The organism is Ornithinibacillus liuyingii (assembly GCF_055550225.1).
Window position 1 is genome coordinate 48419 of record NZ_JBPWOS010000014.1, and the last position, 20643, is coordinate 69061.

A 20643-nucleotide genomic window follows, 5' to 3' on the forward strand; every position below is an offset into this window, starting at 1 on the left:
AGTATTTTATTCCATTGTAAAGGAGTCATCTTGATTTTATAAGTATAATCCACCTACCTAATGAAAAAAGAGGATATCAATGGTAGTTCCCAATGATATCCTCTAATTAAACATTAAACTTGCTTCTCACGTTTTGCTGCTTTTTCACGTTCATTTTTATTTAAAATTTTCTTACGTAAACGGATGGATTCTGGCGTTACTTCACAGTACTCATCATCATTCAAGTATTCAATCGCTTCTTCCAGTGACATCGTTCTCGTTTTACGAATAGTTGATGTCTGGTCTTTCGTAGCGGAACGAACGTTAGTTAGATGCTTCTCTTTTGTAATATTAACAGTTAGATCATTTTCGCGGTTATGCTCCCCAACAATCATACCAGCATAAACTTCTGTACCTGGTTCAACAAAAATGATTCCGCGGTCTTCAAGGTTCATAATTCCATAAGTAGATGCTTTTCCATTCTCTAAAGCAACAAGTACTCCTTGACGTCTTCCTCCTACTTGCCCTTTAATAACAGGCTCATAAGACTCAAATGTATGGTTTAGAATACCATATCCACGAGTCTGAGACATAAATTCTGTAGAATATCCAATTAATCCACGTGAAGGAACCTTGAATTCTAGGCGAACCTGACCATTACCATGGTTGACCATATCGAGCATTTCACCTTTACGTGCACCTAGGGATTCCATTATTGCACCTGTATGCTCTTCCGGAACATCCACTTGTACGCGTTCAACTGGCTCACAAAGCACACCATCAATTTCTTTAAGAATAACCTTTGGTTTTGATAATTGTAGCTCATAACCTTCTCGGCGCATATTCTCAATTAAAATAGACAGGTGCAATTCCCCACGACCAGAAACAATCCATGCATCTGGAGATTCTGTAGGGTCTACACGTAAGCTTACATCGGTCTCAAGCTGTTTCATTAGACGTTCTTCAATTTTACGAGAAGTTATGTACTTCCCTTCACGACCAGCAAATGGACTATTATTTGTAACAAACGTCATCTGTAAAGTCGGCTCATCAATGTGTAATACTGGTAGTGGGTCTGGATGATCCTGTGGACAAATCGTCTCACCGACATTTAGGTCCTCAAGTCCTGAGATTGCGACAATATCTCCAGCAATTGCTTCTTCAATTTCCATCCTTTTCAGACCAAAGAAACCAAACAACTTGCTTATACGGAAGTTCTTCTGTGTGCCGTCCTTCTTAATAACAACAACCTGTTGCCCTACCTTAATCGTTCCACGTACAACACGTCCAACCCCAATACGTCCAACATAGTCATTGTAATCAAGCAATGTCACTTGGAACTGTAATGGTTCATCACGGTTATCCTGTGGTGCAGGAATATGTTCAATAATCGTTTGGAATACTGGATCCATTGTTTCTTGTTGATCTTCTGGCTCATAGCCTGAAGTACCATTTAGTGCAGATGCATATACAACCGGGAATTCTAATTGCTCATCATCCGCTCCTAATTCTATGAATAAATCTAATACTTCATCAACTACTTCTGCCGGTCTTGCATTAGGTCGGTCAATCTTGTTTAACACAACAATTGGCGTTAATTTTTGCTCAAGTGCCTTTTTTAACACGAATCGTGTTTGTGGCATAGTTCCTTCATAGGCATCTACTACTAGAGCTACACCATCAACCATTTTCAGAATACGCTCTACCTCTCCACCGAAGTCTGCGTGTCCTGGTGTATCTAAGATGTTAATTCTTTTATCGTTATAGCTAATCGCTGTGTTTTTGGCTAAAATCGTAATTCCACGTTCACGCTCAATATCGTTGGAATCCATTGCACGTTCGTCTACTTGCTCGTTTTCACGAAAAGTACCAGAGTACTTCAGTAATTGGTCTACTAATGTTGTTTTACCATGGTCAACGTGCGCAATAATTGCGATATTACGAATATCTTCTCTTAATTGCATAAAAAGTACGCTCCTCTTGTATCCGACTGAATCAAACTAGATTATTATATCATATATCGTGAATACTGTCTTTTTATTTTTATCGACTACTTTGGGCTCATGTACTCCGGGGGTGAGCTCATCTTCCTCCTGAATCTATCCATTATGACAGTCAACAGTGTTAATCCCTCGTAAAACTTAATGTGAATTTAGCCCCGCCTAAATTGGACCTACTAGCTTCAATTTTCCCATTGGATTGTTCAATAATAGCCCTCGCAATGGCAAGACCTAATCCAGTCTCTCCATTCTTACCTTTAACAAAACGATGGAAAATATGTGGCATTAATTCTTCAGAAATCCCTTCCCCATCATCTTCAATTATGATTTGCACTTGTCCATTACTCTCTTGTGCTGTAATAAGGAGCTGACTATGTCCATGGCGAACACCATTAAAGGTCAAATTCAACAAAGCACGTAAAATTCTTTCTTCATCCCCTATTAGATAAAGCTGCTCCTCTACCTGTTGCTGAAGTGTGACACCCTTTTCGGTTGCAATAGGCAAGGCCCGTTCCATGACTTTATTGATTAAATCTGTCAATGCGATCTTTTCTTGATGATACGAGATTTCTTCACTCTCAAGCTTCGCAAGTAATATCATTTCATTAATAATCTTCTTCAGTCGATTCACCTCAGAAACAATGACTTCAAGACCTTTTTCCTCTTCCTCCGCTTCAAAAATTTTCTCCTTTATTCCTTCCGCATAGCCTTGAATAGTCATTAGTGGGGTTTTTAATTCATGACTAGCATTTTGGAAAAACGTTCGCTGTGTACTGATATAGCGCTGTAACTCATTTGCCATATCATAAACACTCTGTGCAACCTCTTTTACTTCCCCTGATGCCTGAATCGGTTCTACCTCATCAAAGTCCCTATTCTCAATTTTCTTCAACTGATATTTGAGCCTAGTTAGCGGTGTTACTAACTTTCTTGTTAAGAAGTAACTGAGACCAATTGCAACAAGCGCTCCAATAAGGAAAACAATTAACATCCGTACAATAAAATCCTGTTGCACAATTTGTAGATCCTGTAATGGCGTAAGTAAAATCAGTTCTAATCCAAGACTTTGTGGCACAATTAGAATACGAGAGGTCACATATTTCTCATTACCGTATTCCCATAGCTCTTCATTAGGATTACTAAAATCATTATTCATAAATAATCCTGTTACGACAGAAGTCGGTAAGGTAGAGAAATGTACCATATTTTGCCCGCGATCATACAAGAATAATTGTAAATCCTGTTCTTGTAAAAATTCATTGAAGCCTCTTATATTTTCCCTTGATATGAATGCTTCATCTAATACACTTACAATAATCTCACCTTTTTGCTCAAGCTGTCTTTGTTCATCTTGAATTAATAAATTTAGTATTAATGAATACACAACGTAAAACGTAACCGCCATAATGATAAGTAGTAACGCTGTAAATGCCGCATTTAATTGATACTGAAGCTTCATCGCTATTCCTCTTTATCCCTGAGTCGGTAACCAAAACCCCATACCGTCTCTAGTGGTAGCTCTTGTAGTTTTTTTCGAATTCGTTTGACTAAATCATCCACTGCTCGATCACTACCAAAATAATCATCTCCCCAAATCCGTGTTAAAAGCTCCTCCCGAGAAAAGGCTCGATTGACATTTTGAGCAAATAAAAGCAGCATATCAAATTCTTTTGTTGTGACATCTTTTTCATCTTCATCCCAAAAAACTCGTCTGTTATTCTTATCAATGACTAAACGATCGACAATAACTTGATTTCCTTCATGGTGCTCCTGTTTTTCCTCTGGACGATATCGCCTAAATATTCGTTTAATACGTGCCATAAGCTCTCTCGGACTAAATGGCTTGGTCAAGTAATCGTCGCCACCTAATTCTAGACCAAGAATTTTATCAATTTCTTCATCCTTCGCAGACACAATAATAATTGGAACTTCACTTTCATTCCGGATTTTTTTGCAAAATTCATAGCCATCCATACCTGGTAGCATAATATCAACAATCCACATATCAGGGGGATTTGCTTCCCATAGTTCCATCCCTTTTTCTGCCGTATCCATTACCGTCACTTCATATCCCTCTTTTTTAAGGAAGGCAGAGACGATTGCCTGGATATTCGGGTCGTCTTCAATCACTGCAATATGATAATTCATATTTATCACCACACTATTTTCTAATAGAGTTTACATCTAAAATTTTAAACCCTTTTACCATTAAATAAAAGAAACGCATTATAAATTTTGCATATTTCCACATTTATTCCACATTTATACCTAAGCTGTGCCGAGCCTTAAGGGTATGTTATAGCTATAGATTAAGAAAGGGTGAATGTTTTATGGAGCACAATGAACAACATAATCCGCAAAATGAGCAAGAACATTCATTAAATCATGATAATATACCTTACCAAGCAGAACAGCTTGATGATCCAGGACTAACCAAGCCACATACGACGCCAAAAGAGAAAAAAGAAAAATCAAAAGGTCCTTCTAACATAAAGGCATTCTTTTTTGGCTTAGTGGGAGGTTTAATACCGGTAGCTGTTCTTTTAGTACTTCTCTTCACGAATGTCATAGCATTTGGGAATACAAGCAAAACGGATAGTGCACAAGGCACCAATCATCATTCGGGGCAAAACGTCATCACTACCATGGCCTCAGAAGATGCTAACAGTTCTACAAACATTGCAGAAGTTTCGGAAGCAGTGGTAGGAGTAACTAATTTACAACGTCAAAGCATTTGGACAAACAGTGAAGAAGCAGGAACCGGCTCTGGTATCATTTATAAAAAAGAAAATGGAAAAGCATATGTCGTTACTAATCATCACGTCGTAAATGGTGCCGAGCAGGTCGAGGTCGTATTAGCTAACGATGAGCGTATCCCAGCAATAGTACTCGGAACAGATGAATTAACCGATTTAGCAGTACTTGAGATAGACGGGGAGAAAGTAAACCGTGTTGCTACATTAGGTACAACGGAAGATAAACAAGTTGGGGAAACCGTATTTGCTATCGGTAATCCATTAGGTATAGAATTTGCCAACTCGTTAACAAAAGGGATAATTAGTGGATTAAATCGATCCGTGTCAGTCGATACAACTGGTGATCAGGTAGCCGATTGGGTCACTGAGGTTATTCAAACAGACGCAGCAATCAACCCTGGTAATAGTGGTGGGGCATTAGTTGATGCTAATGGAGAAGTAATTGGTATTAACTCCATGAAAATAGCCAGTACCCAAGTAGAGGGAATTGGTTTTGCAATTCCAATTGACACTGCCCTACCCATCATGGAACAGCTAGAAACCAATGGAAAAGTGCAACGTCCATTTATTGGTATTAGTATGGCTAAATTAAACCAAGTTCCGATGCAATATCGCCATAATATTATTCTTCCAGATGGCGTTGAGCAAGGTATGGTCGTAGCAAGTGTAGAACCAGGCTCACCTGCCGAAATAGCTGGATTACAGCAATTTGATGTCATTACGAAAATCGATGATCATGAAACACCAACAGCGCTAGAACTTAGAAAATACATGTATTCGGAAACCAAAGTCGGTGACACGGTTAAACTGGAAATATATCGAAATGGCGAAAAACAAGTCATTGACCTTGAGCTAATGGATAAAAATGAATAAACCAGTGTAAAAGAAGGGTACCTCTCCCTTCTTTTTATCTATTTTTGTCCTTTTCTGCCGAATTTGTTTATAGTATCATTTAATTATTATTCAATAAATGGAGAGTGGAGTTATGAAGTGTGAACATTGTGACCATGAATCAGGGACAGGGGCGTTATGTGTTCATTGTGGATCACCACTAGAAAAAAACGAAGACTATAATGACCGATTAACAGAAGAACTTCCTGAGGAAAAGGTTGATTCAACAAGCAAAGAAGAGGCTATCCCTTCCCAAGCTACCAATTTAGTAACACCATCTGAAGGTGAAGCTACCGGTACCTATCATGCACAAGAAAAAGAAACACATCAAACAACAGAAAACAAAAACGACTTTGCCGATCAATTAGGTTCCATCTTTACTAACTTCGGTTACTTCTTTATGACGTTAGTGAAAAAGCCTAGTATGGCCAGAAAAGCTAATCATAAGGATAAGTACTCAGCACTGATTACATTAGTAGCAATTGCTTTGTTTATTTCTTTAAGTACTTTTATCCCTATGGCCATCTACTCACGGAACAGCTTTTTCATGCCAGCACCATCCATGTTTTATGGATTTTTAGTGCCATTATTCATATACATATTATTATTTGCAGGCTTTATCGGTATTACGTTTGCAGCAGCAAAACTTATAAAGTTAAATTTATCGTTTCTAGATGTTCTTGGTAAGTACGGGGCTTATATATTACCATATGGCCTACTTTATGTATCTGGTAGTATATTGCTGATTGTTCAAATGCCAATCATCCCCGTCCTATTATTGGCTATTGGTGTAGTAGGGTCGATTTTTGTCGTTCCTGTACTTATTTTGTGGGAAAAAGAGGGGGATGGTTTCGATAAGATTTATACCTTATTGGGACTATATGTATCAGAGCTTTTATTAATTGTACTATTTTCAAACTCCCTATTTGGAAGTATCATGAGAGAACTGTTTTACTTTTTACCGTAGATGAGAACATCAAGAAAAAGCACACAGCAACCTATGGATTGTTGTGTGCTTCCATTTATTCTTGTTCTAGCTGATTTTCATATTTATTATGATTTGGGGTTACACCAATGAAATTACCATGTTGGTCTGCAGCTACAAAGTTCTCGATATCCTCTACATGACCTACTTTTTCGTCATGATTCGGATACATCTCATCGTAATCCTCTTGATCACCATAGAAGTCTGCAGCGGTTTCTGAAGTTCCATAACGACTTACTTCCTGCCATGTGTCCTCGGCGTCATAGCCAACCTGTTCTTCGTCGGACACCTCATTTGGATTAATATTTGGGCTAAACACTTCCTCTTCAACCGTACGTTCACGATTAAATGTATGGTTCGTTGCATGATGCACACAACGATCTGTAGTAGGAATAGCTTGCAACCGCTCCAAAGGAATATCCGCACCGCACTCTCGACAAATACCATATGTTCCTTGTTCAATGGCATGTAGTGCTTCATTTATTTCCTCTAGTTCCTTTTCAACATGCTCATTGAGGGCTAAATCCTTTTGCCTTTCGAATAACTCTGTTCCATGGTCTGCAGGGTGATTATCGTAATTCGATAGCTCTCCCATTGATTCTTTAATAAATTCCCGAGACAACCCATAATGATCCTGAACATGGTCAATCAATTCATTTTGCCGAGCTAATAATGCATGCTTAAACTGACTCAATTGCTCACCTGAAATCATTTATTAGCCTCCTCTATAAAACGGATTGACTTGAAAAAGGTTGCTAATAATACTATGTGTAAAAGGCACATAATGATTCTTTAATTTCGTTTTAGAACCATGTCAATATGTGGAATGCCATCCTCTAAATATTCTTTGGAAACTTGTTCAAACCCGAAAGACCCATAGAATTTCTTTAAATACACTTGCGCCTGTATTTTGATTTCATTCTCATGCCACTGCTCGTGGACATACTGAATACCTTTTTCCATTATTTGACGAGCATAGCCATTTGACCTGAATTTTTTCACAACCAATACCCGACCGATTGCTGCATAGTTTTCATACTTTAATCCTTTAGGGAGTAATCGTATGTAAGCTGCCAATTCTCCATCAACGGTTAAGTAGAAATGTAATGATTCTTGATCCTGGTTATCTAATTCAGGATATGGACAATCTTGCTCCACTACAAAAATATCTGTTCTAGCCTTTAATATTTCATATAATTCATCATTTGTTAACTCTTGAAATTTCTTGATATGCCAATCCATGCTTGTCCAACTCCTCAGAATGTTTTCACTTTTATAATCCTAACTTTCATTATATAGTAAAGCCTAGAGAGGAGTGTCATGTTATGCTTACAAAAGATACAAAGATTGGATTTATTGGTACAGGTGTTATGGGGAAAAGTATGGTTTTAAACCTTCTTTCAGCAGGCTATCCAGTAGCTGTTTATACAAGAACAAAGGAAAAAGCACAATCGTTATTAGAGCAAGGAGCAGCATGGAAAGACTCTGTTGCCCAATTAGCAGCAGAATCAGAAGTTATTATTTCCATTGTCGGTTACCCACAAGATGTGGAGCAAGTGTACTTTGGTGAAAATGGTATTATTGAAAATGCTAATACCGGAACTTATATCATTGATATGACGACCTCCAAGCCATCTTTAGCGAAGGAAATATACAATAAGGCAGCCGAAAAAGGAATACATGCGTTAGACGCACCGATTTCAGGTGGAGATATTGGTGCTAGAAATGGTACTTTGGCGATTATGGTTGGTGGAGACCAAGTCGCATTTGATACAGTCTACCCAATCTTTGAAGCGATGGGCAGTAATATCGTTCTTCAAGGTGAGGCTGGTGCTGGTCAGCATACGAAGTTAAGTAATCAAATCGCAATAGCGACAAATATGATTGGGGTTTGTGAGGCAATTGTCTATGCAAAAAAAGCCAAGCTTGACCCTGTTCGCGTACTAGATACCATCACGACCGGAGCAGCCGGAAGCTTTTCCTTATCGAAGCTCGGTCCACGTATGATTGAAGGAGACCTTGCACCAGGTTTTTATGTAAAACACTTTATTAAAGATATGAAAATTGCCTTAGAATCTGCAGAGGAGATGGGACTATCTACACCAGGTCTTGCGCTATCTCTCCAGTTATATGAGGAATTAGCAGAAAAGGGCGAAGAAGATAGCGGTACACAAGCATTAATTAAATTATTCGATTCATCTATTTAAACTTTTCTATTTCACTTTGGACAACAAAAGCTAAGTCATCGTTCCCAAAAAGCTGCAGGACATTTAATACGGTCTCATTCGGAATATCCTCTGCTTCATTTTTGGGAACGGTTAATTCCATCGCTTCCTCTAAAGCATGATTTTTCATTTGACCTGGGTATGCCATTTGGTATAGCTTAACAGGTTCTAATTCATGGTTTATACACCACTGCGCAAAAATTAAAATCATCATTTTTTCATCGTTTTGATATTTTTCTATAATTTGTTCTTCTAGTTGTTTCCTATCCAACTTATTCACCTACTTTTTTCGTAACAAAAATACCCACATAAAGCTTATTGCTTGTTTGAGCGGAGTAGATAATCCTTCATAATGACGTTCTGTTACGCCTTCTTTGTACACGGCTAGTTCATCCTCCAATTCAAAGCCCATTTCTATTGCAAGCTTTTGAAATTCCCAAGGCATCATCGAATTACTAATAGTCTTTTCACCATACACTTTCCGAAAACCAGTCGCCCTTGGTCCTGCAGTTGGACCTAGGATTCCTACACAAAGAAGTCCTCCCTTTCTTAACACCCTTTTTAATTCCTGTAGCGCAATAGCTGGTACTTCAACCCATTCTAATACATTAATACTTAAAATAGCATCTACCGATTCTATTTCCACTGGTAGGTTCGATGCATCTGCGACGTAAAAAGGAATGGTAGTGCCACGCTTTTTAGCATAGGCAATCATCTCTTCTGAAATATCTACACCAACAGGATCATAGCCTAATGCATGCAGCTTATAGGTTCCATAGCCGTCCCCACAACCAACATCTAATACTTTAGCTTGGCTATGAAGGTGACTAGTTAAAAATGGAATGATATCTCTTCTACTACCACTATCCCACATGCTTTTGCTTCGACTATTCCAAAAGTCTGCCCGATCATTCCATTCTTGCTTTGACTTTACGGTCCAATTAAAGGAATTCATCCCCTCACCTCAGCTTATACTATATAAAAAGGCTTATCTCACTTGAGATAAGCCTTGTAGTTGTGTTTTTAATTAAAGTTTAACAACGTTAGCTGCTTGTGGTCCACGGTTACCTTCAACGATTTCAAATTCAACGTCTTGACCTTCTTCAAGAGTTTTGAAACCTTCAGATTGAATAGCTGAGAAGTGTACGAATACATCGTCACCGTCTTCGCGCTCGATGAAACCGAAACCTTTTTCTGCGTTAAACCATTTTACTTTACCAGTCATTTATATGACCTCCTTATCAAATAGCTTGCAAAGTACAATTGAACCCTAATACTTTTACACCTACTTCGGATAAAGAGATCGTAAAGTATTACTAATTTCAATTACCTTTTGCTACCTATACTTTACCCCTTTGAATAGAAAAAATCAAGTGAATGAGAATGTTTTACTTAAAAAAATTCAAAAAATTATTAGACAACTTGAATTTTATGCAAAATAAAAGCAATTGAATAATAAACAAGTGAAAACGTAACAAAACAGATAAACTTACTACTCAAAAAGCAGTTGAATTTCCACTAAAAACTTGTTAAACTATACACTTGCAAGATTATAAAAAGTAAATAGCGACTACCAACATTTATATCTTGCAAATATGAATGATAGGTGGTAATGAAAATGGGAGATTATCGAGTTTTATTATACTACAAGTATGTAGACATCGAAGATCCGGAAACTTTTGCAAAAGAACATTTAGCCTTTTGTAAGGAAGTCGGATTAAAAGGAAGAGTATTAGTTGCGAAAGAGGGAATTAACGGTACTGTATCTGGAACCGTGGAAAGCACAAACAAGTACATGGAAATGATGCACAATGACCCTCGCTTTGCTGATTTAACATTTAAAGTAGACGAGCATGAAGGTCATGCCTTCAAGAAAATGCATGTTCGCCCACGTAAAGAGTTAGTAACGCTTCGTTTAGATGAAGAAGAAAATCCTGATCCAAAAGAATTAACTGGTGAATTCCTAACGCCAAAAGAGTGGCGTGAAGCAATGGAACGTGATGACGTTGTTATAGTGGATACTCGTAATGACTATGAATATGAATTAGGTCATTTCCGTGGTGCACTTAACCCTGACATCGATAACTTCCGCGAGCTACCAGAATGGGTACGTAAAAACAGACACCTTATTGAAGGTAAGAAGATTTTAATGTACTGCACAGGTGGGATTCGCTGTGAGAAATTCACTGGTTGGATGATTAAAGAAGGTTTTGAAGATGTTGCACAGCTTCACGGCGGGATTGTAACATATGGTAAAGACCCTGAAGTTCAAGGTGAGCTATGGGATGGGAAATGCTATGTGTTTGACGAACGTATTGCTGTAGACATTAACCGTAAAGAACATGTTGTTGTTGGTAAGGATTACTTCGATGGGAAGCCATGTGAACGTTTTGTAAATTGTGCTAACCCTGAATGTAATAAACAAATTCTCTGCTCAGAAGAAAATGAGCATAAATATATGCGTGGTTGTACACATGAATGCCGTGTACACCCAAGAAATCTATATGTACAAGAGCATAACCTAACTCAAGAGGAAATTGATCGCAGACTAGCAATCATTGCCCTAGAAGAAAAGGTAGCTCAATAAGTGGTGAAAAGACGACCAATGGTCGTCTTTTTTATTTTTATTAATCCCATCCATTTGCTATGATGAATTTAAGGAGGGGAATTATACCATGAGTATATATGAATTTTCCGCAGTCACATTGCAAGGTGCAACTAAGAATTTAAGTGATTATAAAGGTAAAGTTTTACTGATAGTGAATACCGCAAGTAAATGTGGATTTACTCCTCAATTTGAAGGACTACAAAGACTATATAAAACCTATCAGAATAAAGGTTTGGAAATTCTCGGCTTTCCTTGTGACCAATTTGGTAATCAAGAGCCAGGCTCAGGAGAGGAAATAGCAGAGGTTTGCAAAATGAACTATGGGGTTACATTCCAAATGTTTGAGAAAATCAATGTAAAGGGTCCAGATGCGCATCCATTGTTTAAACATTTAACAAGCGAGGCAAAGGGCTTTTTGTCGGAAGATATTAAATGGAATTTTACTAAATTCTTAGTCGATCAAAATGGCAATGTCGCAAAACGCTTTGCCCCACAAACAACACCCGATAAAATAGAGAAAGACGTTGTTAAGTTATTAGGATAATAAAACGCGGGTGAGACTTGCTCGCCCGCGTTTTTTAAAGCACTTTCGATAAAAAGTCTTCTGCTCTTTTTGTCTTTGGCTTAGAAAAGAAATCCTTTGGCTTCCCTTCTTCTACTATCTGACCTTCATCCATAAAAAATATTCGATCCGCTACTTCTTTGGCAAAATTCATTTCGTGTGTGACAACAACCATTGTCATACCGGTTTGTGCGAGGTCCTTCATAACGTCTAATACTTCCTTCACCATTTCTGGATCAAGCGCTGAAGTGGGTTCATCAAATAACATAATTTCCGGATCCATCGCCAAAGCTCTTGCAATAGCTACACGCTGCTTTTGTCCACCTGACAAACGATTTGGATAGGCATTTACTTTTTCAGCCAACCCAACTTTTGCAAGTAGTTCCTTCGCAATCTTCTCGGCTAGATCCTTTTTCATATGCTTTACTTTTATTGGAGCATACGTAACATTTTCTAATACAGTCATATGAGGAAACAAATGAAAATGCTGAAATACCATGCCAATATTTTTTCTTATCGCTAATTTATTCACTTGAGGTTTGGTTATTTCCTTATCCTTGATCCAAATAAAGCCACCTGTTGGGTCCTCTAATAAATTGATGCAACGTAGAAAGGTTGATTTACCAGAACCAGAAGGACCAATTATAGCAACAACCTCTCCTTGATCAATCGTAGTAGTAATGTCTTTTAATACTAGGTTATCTCCAAATGATTTAGTAAGATCGATTGTCTTAATCACTTTGCCTCATCCTCCGTTCGACCCAACTACCGATATTAGTTAGGATAAATATCATGACCCAATAAATAAGACCAGCAACTAACAGTGGTTCAAAGTTACGATAAAGTTGCGCTCCGACAATCTCCGCTCGTCGCATTAAATCCATATAACCGATTGTAGAAACTAGTGCCGATTCCTTCGTTAACGTAATAAACTCATTCATTAATGCAGGTAATATATTTTTGGTTGCTTGTGGAAGGATAATATTTACCATCATTGGTCTAAACCCTACACCTAGCGCCTCCGCTGCCTCTACTTGTCCTTTATCAACAGCCATAATACCTGCCCTGATAATTTCTGATACATACGCAGCAGAATTAAGTCCGAATGCTAGCACTGCACTTAAAAACACTGGTATATCATAGGCAAATAATTGTGGAACAGCATAATGAATGATCATTAATTGTAATATTAATGGCGTCCCACGAAAAATCGATGTATAACAATCCGCTGGCCATTTCAGCCATTTCTTTTTACTAATTTTAAATAAAGCTAATATTGTTCCTAGTATGAAACCAACGATAATGGATACACTAACAAACTTTAATGTTGCTCCAATTCCTTCTAAAATAAAAGGAATTGAAGGCACAATCTGGCTAAAGTCCAAATTCATGCCTTCACACCTCACTCTCTCGCTGTAAAATTACTTATACTCAGATAACCATTTATCTTCTAAAGCTGTTAGTGTTCCATCCTCTTCAAACTGTTTTAAAATGGCATTGACCTCTTCTACCAGCTCACTCCCTTTTGGAAAAGCAATTGCCATCCCTGGAGAACTAGTGGTTGGGTCATCAAATCCTGTAAAGCCTTGAGAGGTAATGTATCCTGTAGCTACGGTTTTATCCATATATGCCACATCAATACGATTAGAGTTCAATTCCTGAACTAAAATATTGGCACTATCTACTTTTTTCACTTCAAACCCGTATTCCTCCGCTAATTTTTCAGCACCCTCTTCTTGAATCGTCCCTAACTGCACACCTACTACTTTTCCTTCTAAGTTAGAAAGGTCTTCCATTTGCTGATCTGCTTTTGCTATAAACATTTCCCCTGAACGATGATACGGTTCAGAAAAATCAACATTCTCCCGTCTCTCCTCTGTTGCACTCATGCCAGCAAGTACGATGTCCACACGTTTTGCTTGCAGGGAACCAATCAACCCATCAAAATCCATATCTTGAATCTTTAATTCATAACCTAATTCATCTGCAATAGCCTGCGCTAATTCCACATCAAAGCCCGTAAAATTACCTTGTTCGTCATAGGATTCAAATGGTGGAAAATCTGCAGATGTAGCCATTTTCAATACCTTTTTCTCCTCTTTATTAGTAGAGCTCGCTTCTCCTGCGTTACAAGCAGCTAAGAAGGTAAGTAGTACAATTCCCACCAAAGTAAGTAGTGTTTTTTTCATCATGAATTCTCTCCCTTTATAAACATTGATAATATTGATTAATTATGCATAAACACGTATAAAAAATCACCTTGTTTCAAATTCACTCTTGATTGACTCTAGTAAATCTTTATTGGTAATAATATCAAACCCTGTTCCAGCCAGTGCCAATGCACCAGATTTAAGAGTTTTGTACCCATCCTCTGTTATCGTTTGCTCGGCAAATTGCTTTGTATGTGCAACTAGACCAGGCTTATTTAACCCGATATAAGGATGTATAGCAGGAACAACCTGACTCACATTGCCCATATCAATCGAGCCGTACGATTGCTTGGCTGCTAGTATAGGTAAATCACTAGTTTGTGCTAAATTTTTTGTAAAAGCATCTGATAAAGACTGGTTTGTAATCATATCGTCATAACTAAGTTCATAATTAGATATCTCCAAAGTCGTTCCTGCCATTAGTGCTGCACCGGTGGCTATATTCTTAACCTTTTCAACCACTTCATTTAAATAAGAACGTGCTTTAGCTCGAATATAAAATTGTGTCACTGCATAATCAGGAACGACATTTGCCGCTTTTCCTCCCTCTGTTATAACCCCATGGATACGTACATCGGTCGGAAGGTGTTCCCTTAAAGCATTTATACCGTTGAACAATTGAATAACACTATCTAGTGCATTAATCCCTTTCTCTGGGGATGCAGCTGCATGAGAGGCTTTTCCAGAATACGCAAATTGAATCGCATCCATGGCAAGGGACTCTCCACTAACATAAGACTGATCACTAGGATGTAATATCATCGCAACATCCATATCGTCAAATACTCCTTGCTCATTCATCGGTACTTTAGCACCATTTGTTTCTTCTGCTGGTGTACCAAGAACAACCACACTTCCTCCGATTTCCTCAATTACTTTACTAAGTGTGATTCCTGCTCCAACACTCATCGTCCCAATTAAATTATGCCCACAGCCATGACCAATCCCCGGAAGTGCATCATATTCAGCAAGGTAGGCAATTTTCGGACCAGGCTTTCCACTTGTATATTCCGCCTTAAAGGCAGTTGGTCGTCCAACAATTCCTGTTTCAATAGAAAAACTATGTTTCTCCAATAGAGAGGTTAGAAGTTTCATAGATTCATACTCTTGATCACCTAACTCTGGATGATCATACATTTGCTTACAGATACCCCATAAATCTTGTTCAATACCTTGGAGTTCATCCTTCAATAATTGTTTCATGTCTCATTCACCTTTGTGTATTATTATTAATTAATATGTATATTTATACCACTTTATTGATTTTTATTCAATACTTTTTTTGAAATATCTAGTGTTTGTTTAAACGTGGGGATTAAATTACGTCGGGTTAAACGGAGAAATCTTCTACTACTTACTAGAATAGAGGGCTACCAATTTAGTAGAAGATCACAGTAAAATATCCAATATATCATTTTGGTCATTGAGACGTACACTCGGTTACCTTTTCCCGCTTTTCTTCCTCATCTAGGTCACTGAGATGACTCCTCTGTTACCTTTTTCCGCTTTCCCTCCTCATTTTGGTCACTGAGATGACTCCTCTGTTACCTTTTTCCCCTTTCCTTCCTCATTTAAGTCACTGAGATGACTCCTCTGTTACCTTTTTCCCCTTTCCTTCCTCATCTAGGTCACTGAGATGACTCCTCTGTTACCTTTTTCCCCTTTCCTTCCTCATCTAGGTCACTGAGATGACTCCTCTGTTACCTTTTTCCCCTTTCCCTCCTCATCTAGGTCACTGAGATGACTCCTCTGTTACCTTTTTCTGCTTTCTTTCCTCATCTAGGTCACTGAGATGACTCCTCTGTTACCTTTTTCCCCTTTCCTTCCTCATTTAAGTCACTGAGATGAACACTCTGTTACCTTTTTCCCCTTTCCTTCCTCATTTAAGTCACTGAGATGAACACTCTGTTACCTTTTACTGCTTTTCTCCCTCATCTAAGTCACAGAGGCTCTCTCGCTGCTTCTAATAACAAAACTACCATCATCCCCGCTCGTCCCATAGAGAATAGACTTTCCGCATTCTGGCGGGAAAGATTCCTATTCTATGCTTTCCTATCCGTCAAAAAAGGGCCTGGGAATTCTCCCAAGCCTTTGCACTATTATTAATATGCTTTTGCCCAATACACCATTTCTTTGGCTTCTTTACCACAGCATACACATGTATCTGCAACTTTTTCTGCTTCAAACGGAATACAGCGGGATGTCGCAGTTGTTTCTTCTTTAATTTTTTCTTCGCATGCAACGTCTCCACACCACATTGCTTTGATAAATCCACCTTTTTCATCAAGCGTTTGTTTGAATTCATCCATTGTGGTTGCGACCGTAGTCTTTTCATTACGATGTGCTAGTGCTTTATCGTAAAGATTTTGTTGGATTTCTTCAAGCAATGCTGGTAAACGGCTTTCTAATTCATTTAGAGCGACAAATTCTTTTTCGCCTGTATCACGACGAACTAGAACCACTTGCTTTTTTTCTATATCTTTTGGACCCATTTCAATACGAACTGGGATTCCTTTCATTTCATACTCATTAAACTTCCAACCAGGCATTTTATCACTTGCATCAATATCTACTCGTAGAATCGATTGTAGTTGATCTCGTAAATCGTATGCTTTATCTAATACGCCTTCTTTATGCTGAGCAATTGGAACGATCATTGCTTGAGTTGGTGCGATTCTTGGCGGAACGACTAAACCACGATTATCGCCGTGAACCATAATTAACGCACCCATAATACGTGTTGAAAGACCCCAAGAGGTTTGGTGGACATATTGGCTCTTTCCATTTTCATCTAAATAGGTAATATTGAATGCTTCAGCAAAGCCTGAACCAAAGTGGTGAGAAGTTCCAGATTGTAGGGCTTTCCCATCATGCATGAGTGCTTCAATGGTTAATGTATATTTTGCACCGGCGAATTTTTCCTTATCGGTTTTACGTCCACGTAGGACTGGAATTGCGAGGTACTTTTCTACTAAATCAGCATATACCTCTAACATGCGATCTGTTTCTTGTGAAGCATCTTCATCTGTCGCATGTGCTGTATGACCTTCTTGCCAATGAAATTCAGATGAACGTAAGAATGGGCGTGTTGTCTTTTCCCAACGTACGACATTCCCCCATTGGTTGTACAGCTTCGGTAGATCACGATAGGAGTGAATGTTTTTAGCGTAGTAGTCACAGAAAAGTACTTCTGAAGTTGGACGTACTGCGATTTTTTCTACTAATTCTTCATCTCCACCATGGGTTACCCATGCAACCTCTGGAGCAAAACCTTCAACATGGTCTTTCTCTTTTTGAAGTAGGCTTTCTGGAATGAATAGTGGGAAGGCAACATTTGAGTGACCTGTTGCTTTAATCATGCGGTCTAATTCGTCTTTGATGTTCTCCCAAATTGCATAGCCATATGGCTTGATGATCATCGTTCCCCTAACTTGACCATAGTCTACTAGCTCAGCTTGTTTTACAACATCTGTATACCACTGTGCAAAGTCGTCTTCCATAGCGGTAATTTTCTCTACAAACGCTTTGTTTTTCTTACCCATAATAACACCTCGTTTTATTTATAGTATTTCTTATAAAAGATAGCTTCTTAGCTTAATCAACGGACGGATGGTGATCCAGGCTCTTTTACTTATCACTTTCCGAAGAAAAATCTAGGATGAAACGTTACAAAGACATAGAGAGGTCACACCAATGTTAATTCTCTTACTAGTCTACGTAAATCAACTACATGAGAAAATTTTTATAAACACAAAAAAACCTCTATCCGTATAAGGGACCGAGGCTTGGTGGTACCACCCTTGTTTACTTCATACTTACGATAAGTAGAAAGCACACTTAGCTTGATAACGGTCAAGGACCGCGCACTTCTTCTTGGGTCATTCTCTTCTGAAGGCGAACTCCAAGGCAGGTTCCAATTTACGTCTATGGGAATTCTCACCAACCATTCCCTCTCTGAATAGACAGTCTAAATTGTACTAATCCTTATCAACGTTTCTAGATATTTTGATATTAAGTTTAATATAAGTTGCCATTTGTAGAAAGTCAAGTTTTCAGGAGAAAATGTTTGTGTCAAGTTTTTCTCAACCTAATTGTTATATACTATTTTCGGTACTTTATTTTTGTATACATAAATTGAGAAAAATAACCTCCATAATATTGGGAAAATATATTGCAATGCAAGTATAATTTCCATTAAATGAAAAAGCTGCCTTTGATTACAGGCAGCTCTTCCATCGAATCCAATCTTTATTACTTATCATCAATCTCAATATTATCCCCTTCTTCCAAAGGCGGGTCTTCTATAGGACCTTCTGGGTCATTCCCGAAAAAGTCTGTATTAGGCGGGGCTGAAGCATTATTGCTAACACGTATCTCCACTGTATATGTCATCGGCACGAATTCATTAAATTTACTCATACCTACCACAGTCCCCTTTACTTCCGGGGCATAGACATACTTAACAATATATTTAATATCAGCGCCTTTTGATTGATATTCGTCAAAAAACAACCTTGGCAAATCACCTTCTGATTGTCCACGAAAATCACCCAAATACGGTTTTCCTAATGAATAAGTAACCGTAACATTTTTATTATCTTTATCCGTTAATTTTGTATCTGCTTTAACAGACTGTGAAATTAGTCTTCCATAAGAAACCTCTTCGTTAAAGACTTGTTTCACTGTCACCTCTAGATCCGGGTAATTGGTAGCAGCTTCGTCCGCAGTCACTTCTCCAAAATTAGGAACTACTGTGGCTTTACCTGCCGATACAACTACTTTCATTTTATCTCTTTTGGCAATTTTTTCCTCTGGGTCTTCGCTTTGGCTAATAATTATTCCTGCTTCAACACTATCAGAGTCTGCTTCTTCATATGTCATATCAATTTCATTGGCTTCTGCCCATTTTTCCACTTCTTCTTTAGTAGCTCCCGTAAAGTTCGGTATGGTGATATTCTTTTCGAAGACTTCTTTCCCCTTAGAATAGTAGACGGCAGCACTGTCTTTACGCATATATTCTGATGGATCAATTTCACTATCCTTAATGGTTAGCTTAATAAATTCGCCTTCTTCCAAATCATCACTATACTCTGTGACCATCTGCAGATTTTCCGCTTTGTTTTCATCAATCCAATTCCTGGCTTCCTCTTGACTCATTACTGAAAAGTCAGGAAGCGGAATAACCTCTTCTGGATCCGGACCTAAACTACTAGTTAATTGGAGCGTCTTCCCTTTTCTAATTTTGTCACCAGCAGATACACTCTGTGAAATAATCTTATTTGCATCATGTTCCATACTATATTCTTGTGTTAATTCAATTTCTACATCATTTTCTTTCGCCCAAGTGCGAGCATCTGAAACAGGCTTGTCCACAAAATCTTCCACCTTCACATGGACGAGCATATAATATACGAAGAAAATTACTATACAAGCTAAGACAGATCCTGAAATAATTAGCCACATCCGAAGTCTTTTTTTCCTAGCATAGTCTAGATCAATCTCAACATCTTCTTCCGCATCCTGTCGTCTAACGCTTCTAGAAGATAAAGGGCCCGAATTAAGCAGGGCACCATGATCAGGCACTGTTTCTTCCGATTCCACAGCAGAGGCTTGTTCTTCCTGCTTCTGCTGTGGTTCTGATTCTAGTTCTGGCAGAGTCTCCTCTTCCTTTTCTTGCTCTTCGGTTATTTTTTTATCTTCTTTTTCATTCACCAAATCATCATATTTATCTTTGTTAAATTTTGATAAGAAGTCACTCATAGGAAGATAGTACACCCTTCCTCAAATGAAAAGCCTGATCAGACTGCTTAGCAATTTCATTGGAGTGTGTAACCACAATGACACATTTCCCATGTTCATGTGCCAATTTTATAAAGATATCAATAATCTCCTGCTCCATCTCTTCATCAAGGTTTCCTGTAGGCTCATCAGCAAGAATTAATTCCACGTTTGTGGCCAGCGCACGAGCAATAGCTACACGCTGCTGTTCTCCCCCAGAAAGTTTATTAACGCGACGATCTGCTTTGCTTTTTACAATACCGATGTAATCTAGTAAATTATAAGCCACTGTCTTTGCGTCTTCTGGAACTTCATTTTCCGTAATCGACATTGGAATCAGAACATTCTCCACCGCTGTAAAAGTCGGGATTAAATTGTAGCTTTGAAAAATAATCCCGATGTTATTACGGCGATACTTTTCGTAGCCAATTTTTTTAATGTCCTCTTCGTTAAATAATACGGACCCACTATGCGGAGAATCCAAGGCACTGAGTAATGATAGTAAGGTGGTTTTACCTGAACCAGACTGCCCTAAAATCGTATAAAACTTACCCTTTTCGAAAGAGACAGATGTATCTTTTAATATATAACGACGCATGTCTCCATCTTGATAATAATAATTTAAGTCCTTCGCTTCTAATATCATAAT

Annotated in this window: 20 protein-coding genes and 1 other annotated feature; of the genes, 5 read left to right on the forward strand and 15 right to left on the reverse strand. The window is 38.3% G+C overall.

Features of this window, described 5'->3' with window-relative positions; genetic code table 11:
• Positions 1-113: 113 nt before the first annotated feature.
• From typA to ACSKT4_RS16990, 3 genes are all read right to left on the reverse strand, one after another.
• The gene (typA, locus tag ACSKT4_RS16980; protein ID WP_186869656.1) at positions 114-1943 is read right to left on the reverse strand and encodes a translational GTPase TypA; all 1830 of its coding nucleotides are present in this window, start codon (positions 1941-1943) and stop codon (positions 114-116) included.
• Between the two features lie 160 nt (positions 1944-2103).
• Positions 2104-3438, reverse strand: coding sequence for a sensor histidine kinase (locus ACSKT4_RS16985; RefSeq protein ID WP_186869655.1), 1335 nt, complete (start codon positions 3436-3438; stop codon positions 2104-2106).
• A gap of 2 nt (positions 3439-3440) precedes the next feature.
• On the reverse strand, positions 3441-4127 hold the full coding sequence (locus ACSKT4_RS16990) for a response regulator transcription factor (RefSeq protein WP_211742375.1): 687 nt from the start codon (positions 4125-4127) through the stop codon (positions 3441-3443).
• 182 nt (positions 4128-4309) lie between these two features.
• Here ACSKT4_RS16990 and ACSKT4_RS16995 point away from each other — a divergent pair, with 182 nt between their 5' ends.
• Together ACSKT4_RS16995 and ACSKT4_RS17000 are read left to right on the forward strand one after the other, a co-directional pair.
• Positions 4310-5608 (forward strand): S1C family serine protease, encoded by a 1299-nt coding sequence (locus ACSKT4_RS16995; RefSeq protein WP_222619012.1) that lies wholly within the window; start codon positions 4310-4312, stop codon positions 5606-5608.
• A 112-nt stretch (positions 5609-5720) separates the two neighbouring features.
• On the forward strand, positions 5721-6593 hold the full coding sequence (locus tag ACSKT4_RS17000) for a hypothetical protein (protein ID WP_186869653.1): 873 nt from the start codon (positions 5721-5723) through the stop codon (positions 6591-6593).
• A 55-nt stretch (positions 6594-6648) separates the two neighbouring features.
• On the opposite strand, the gene ACSKT4_RS17005 is transcribed toward ACSKT4_RS17000, so the two are convergent.
• Positions 6649-7323, reverse strand: a complete 675-nt coding sequence (locus tag ACSKT4_RS17005; protein WP_186869652.1) for a TraR/DksA C4-type zinc finger protein — start codon at positions 7321-7323, stop codon at positions 6649-6651.
• Positions 7324-7403: 80 nt separating this feature from the next.
• Positions 7404-7853, reverse strand: a complete 450-nt coding sequence (locus ACSKT4_RS17010) for a GNAT family N-acetyltransferase (RefSeq protein WP_186869651.1) — start codon at positions 7851-7853, stop codon at positions 7404-7406.
• An 83-nt stretch (positions 7854-7936) separates the two neighbouring features.
• Here ACSKT4_RS17010 and ACSKT4_RS17015 point away from each other — a divergent pair, with 83 nt between their 5' ends.
• A complete protein-coding gene (locus ACSKT4_RS17015; RefSeq protein ID WP_186869650.1) occupies positions 7937-8818 on the forward strand; it encodes an NAD(P)-dependent oxidoreductase in 882 nt (293 codons plus the stop codon).
• Here the strand turns inward: ACSKT4_RS17015 and ACSKT4_RS17020 are convergent.
• The 3 genes from ACSKT4_RS17020 to cspD form a co-directional block, all read right to left on the reverse strand.
• On the reverse strand, positions 8811-9107 hold the full coding sequence (locus ACSKT4_RS17020) for a hypothetical protein (protein WP_186869649.1): 297 nt from the start codon (positions 9105-9107) through the stop codon (positions 8811-8813). The genes ACSKT4_RS17015 and ACSKT4_RS17020 overlap by 8 nt on opposite strands.
• A gap of 9 nt (positions 9108-9116) precedes the next feature.
• Entirely contained in the window at positions 9117-9791 is a 675-nt protein-coding gene (locus tag ACSKT4_RS17025; protein WP_186869648.1) for a class I SAM-dependent methyltransferase, read from the reverse strand.
• A 72-nt stretch (positions 9792-9863) separates the two neighbouring features.
• Positions 9864-10061, reverse strand: coding sequence for a cold-shock protein CspD (gene cspD / locus ACSKT4_RS17030; protein WP_186869647.1), 198 nt, complete (start codon positions 10059-10061; stop codon positions 9864-9866).
• 393 nt (positions 10062-10454) lie between these two features.
• Here cspD and trhO point away from each other — a divergent pair, with 393 nt between their 5' ends.
• A complete protein-coding gene (trhO, locus tag ACSKT4_RS17035; RefSeq protein ID WP_186869646.1) occupies positions 10455-11423 on the forward strand; it encodes an oxygen-dependent tRNA uridine(34) hydroxylase TrhO in 969 nt (322 codons plus the stop codon).
• Positions 11424-11511: 88 nt separating this feature from the next.
• Positions 11512-11988, forward strand: coding sequence for a glutathione peroxidase (locus ACSKT4_RS17040; RefSeq protein WP_186869645.1), 477 nt, complete (start codon positions 11512-11514; stop codon positions 11986-11988).
• 34 nt (positions 11989-12022) lie between these two features.
• On the opposite strand, the gene ACSKT4_RS17045 is transcribed toward ACSKT4_RS17040, so the two are convergent.
• The 7 genes from ACSKT4_RS17045 to ACSKT4_RS17075 all read right to left on the reverse strand — a co-directional run bounded on the left by ACSKT4_RS17045 (position 12023) and on the right by ACSKT4_RS17075 (position 20640).
• Positions 12023-12745 (reverse strand): amino acid ABC transporter ATP-binding protein, encoded by a 723-nt coding sequence (locus ACSKT4_RS17045; protein WP_186869644.1) that lies wholly within the window; start codon positions 12743-12745, stop codon positions 12023-12025.
• Positions 12738-13397 carry an amino acid ABC transporter permease gene (locus tag ACSKT4_RS17050; protein WP_186869643.1) on the reverse strand — a complete coding sequence of 220 codons (660 nt, stop codon included), beginning with the start codon at positions 13395-13397 and terminating at the stop codon, positions 12738-12740. The genes ACSKT4_RS17045 and ACSKT4_RS17050 overlap by 8 nt, the downstream gene beginning before the upstream one ends.
• Before the next feature lie 30 nt (positions 13398-13427).
• Entirely contained in the window at positions 13428-14195 is a 768-nt protein-coding gene (locus ACSKT4_RS17055) for an ABC transporter substrate-binding protein (protein ID WP_211742373.1), read from the reverse strand.
• A gap of 66 nt (positions 14196-14261) precedes the next feature.
• Entirely contained in the window at positions 14262-15419 is a 1158-nt protein-coding gene (locus tag ACSKT4_RS17060; protein ID WP_186869642.1) for a M20 family metallopeptidase, read from the reverse strand.
• An 899-nt stretch (positions 15420-16318) separates the two neighbouring features.
• Positions 16319-17758 carry a proline--tRNA ligase gene (gene proS / locus ACSKT4_RS17065; RefSeq protein WP_186869641.1) on the reverse strand — a complete coding sequence of 480 codons (1440 nt, stop codon included), beginning with the start codon at positions 17756-17758 and terminating at the stop codon, positions 16319-16321.
• Between the two features lie 228 nt (positions 17759-17986).
• Positions 17987-18216 (reverse strand) — a binding site (T-box leader).
• Between the two features lie 251 nt (positions 18217-18467).
• The gene (locus ACSKT4_RS17070) at positions 18468-19976 is read right to left on the reverse strand and encodes a PASTA domain-containing protein (protein ID WP_186869640.1); all 1509 of its coding nucleotides are present in this window, start codon (positions 19974-19976) and stop codon (positions 18468-18470) included.
• Positions 19969-20640, reverse strand: coding sequence for an ABC transporter ATP-binding protein (locus ACSKT4_RS17075; RefSeq protein WP_211742349.1), 672 nt, complete (start codon positions 20638-20640; stop codon positions 19969-19971). The genes ACSKT4_RS17070 and ACSKT4_RS17075 overlap by 8 nt, the downstream gene beginning before the upstream one ends.
• Positions 20641-20643 lie beyond the last annotated feature (3 nt).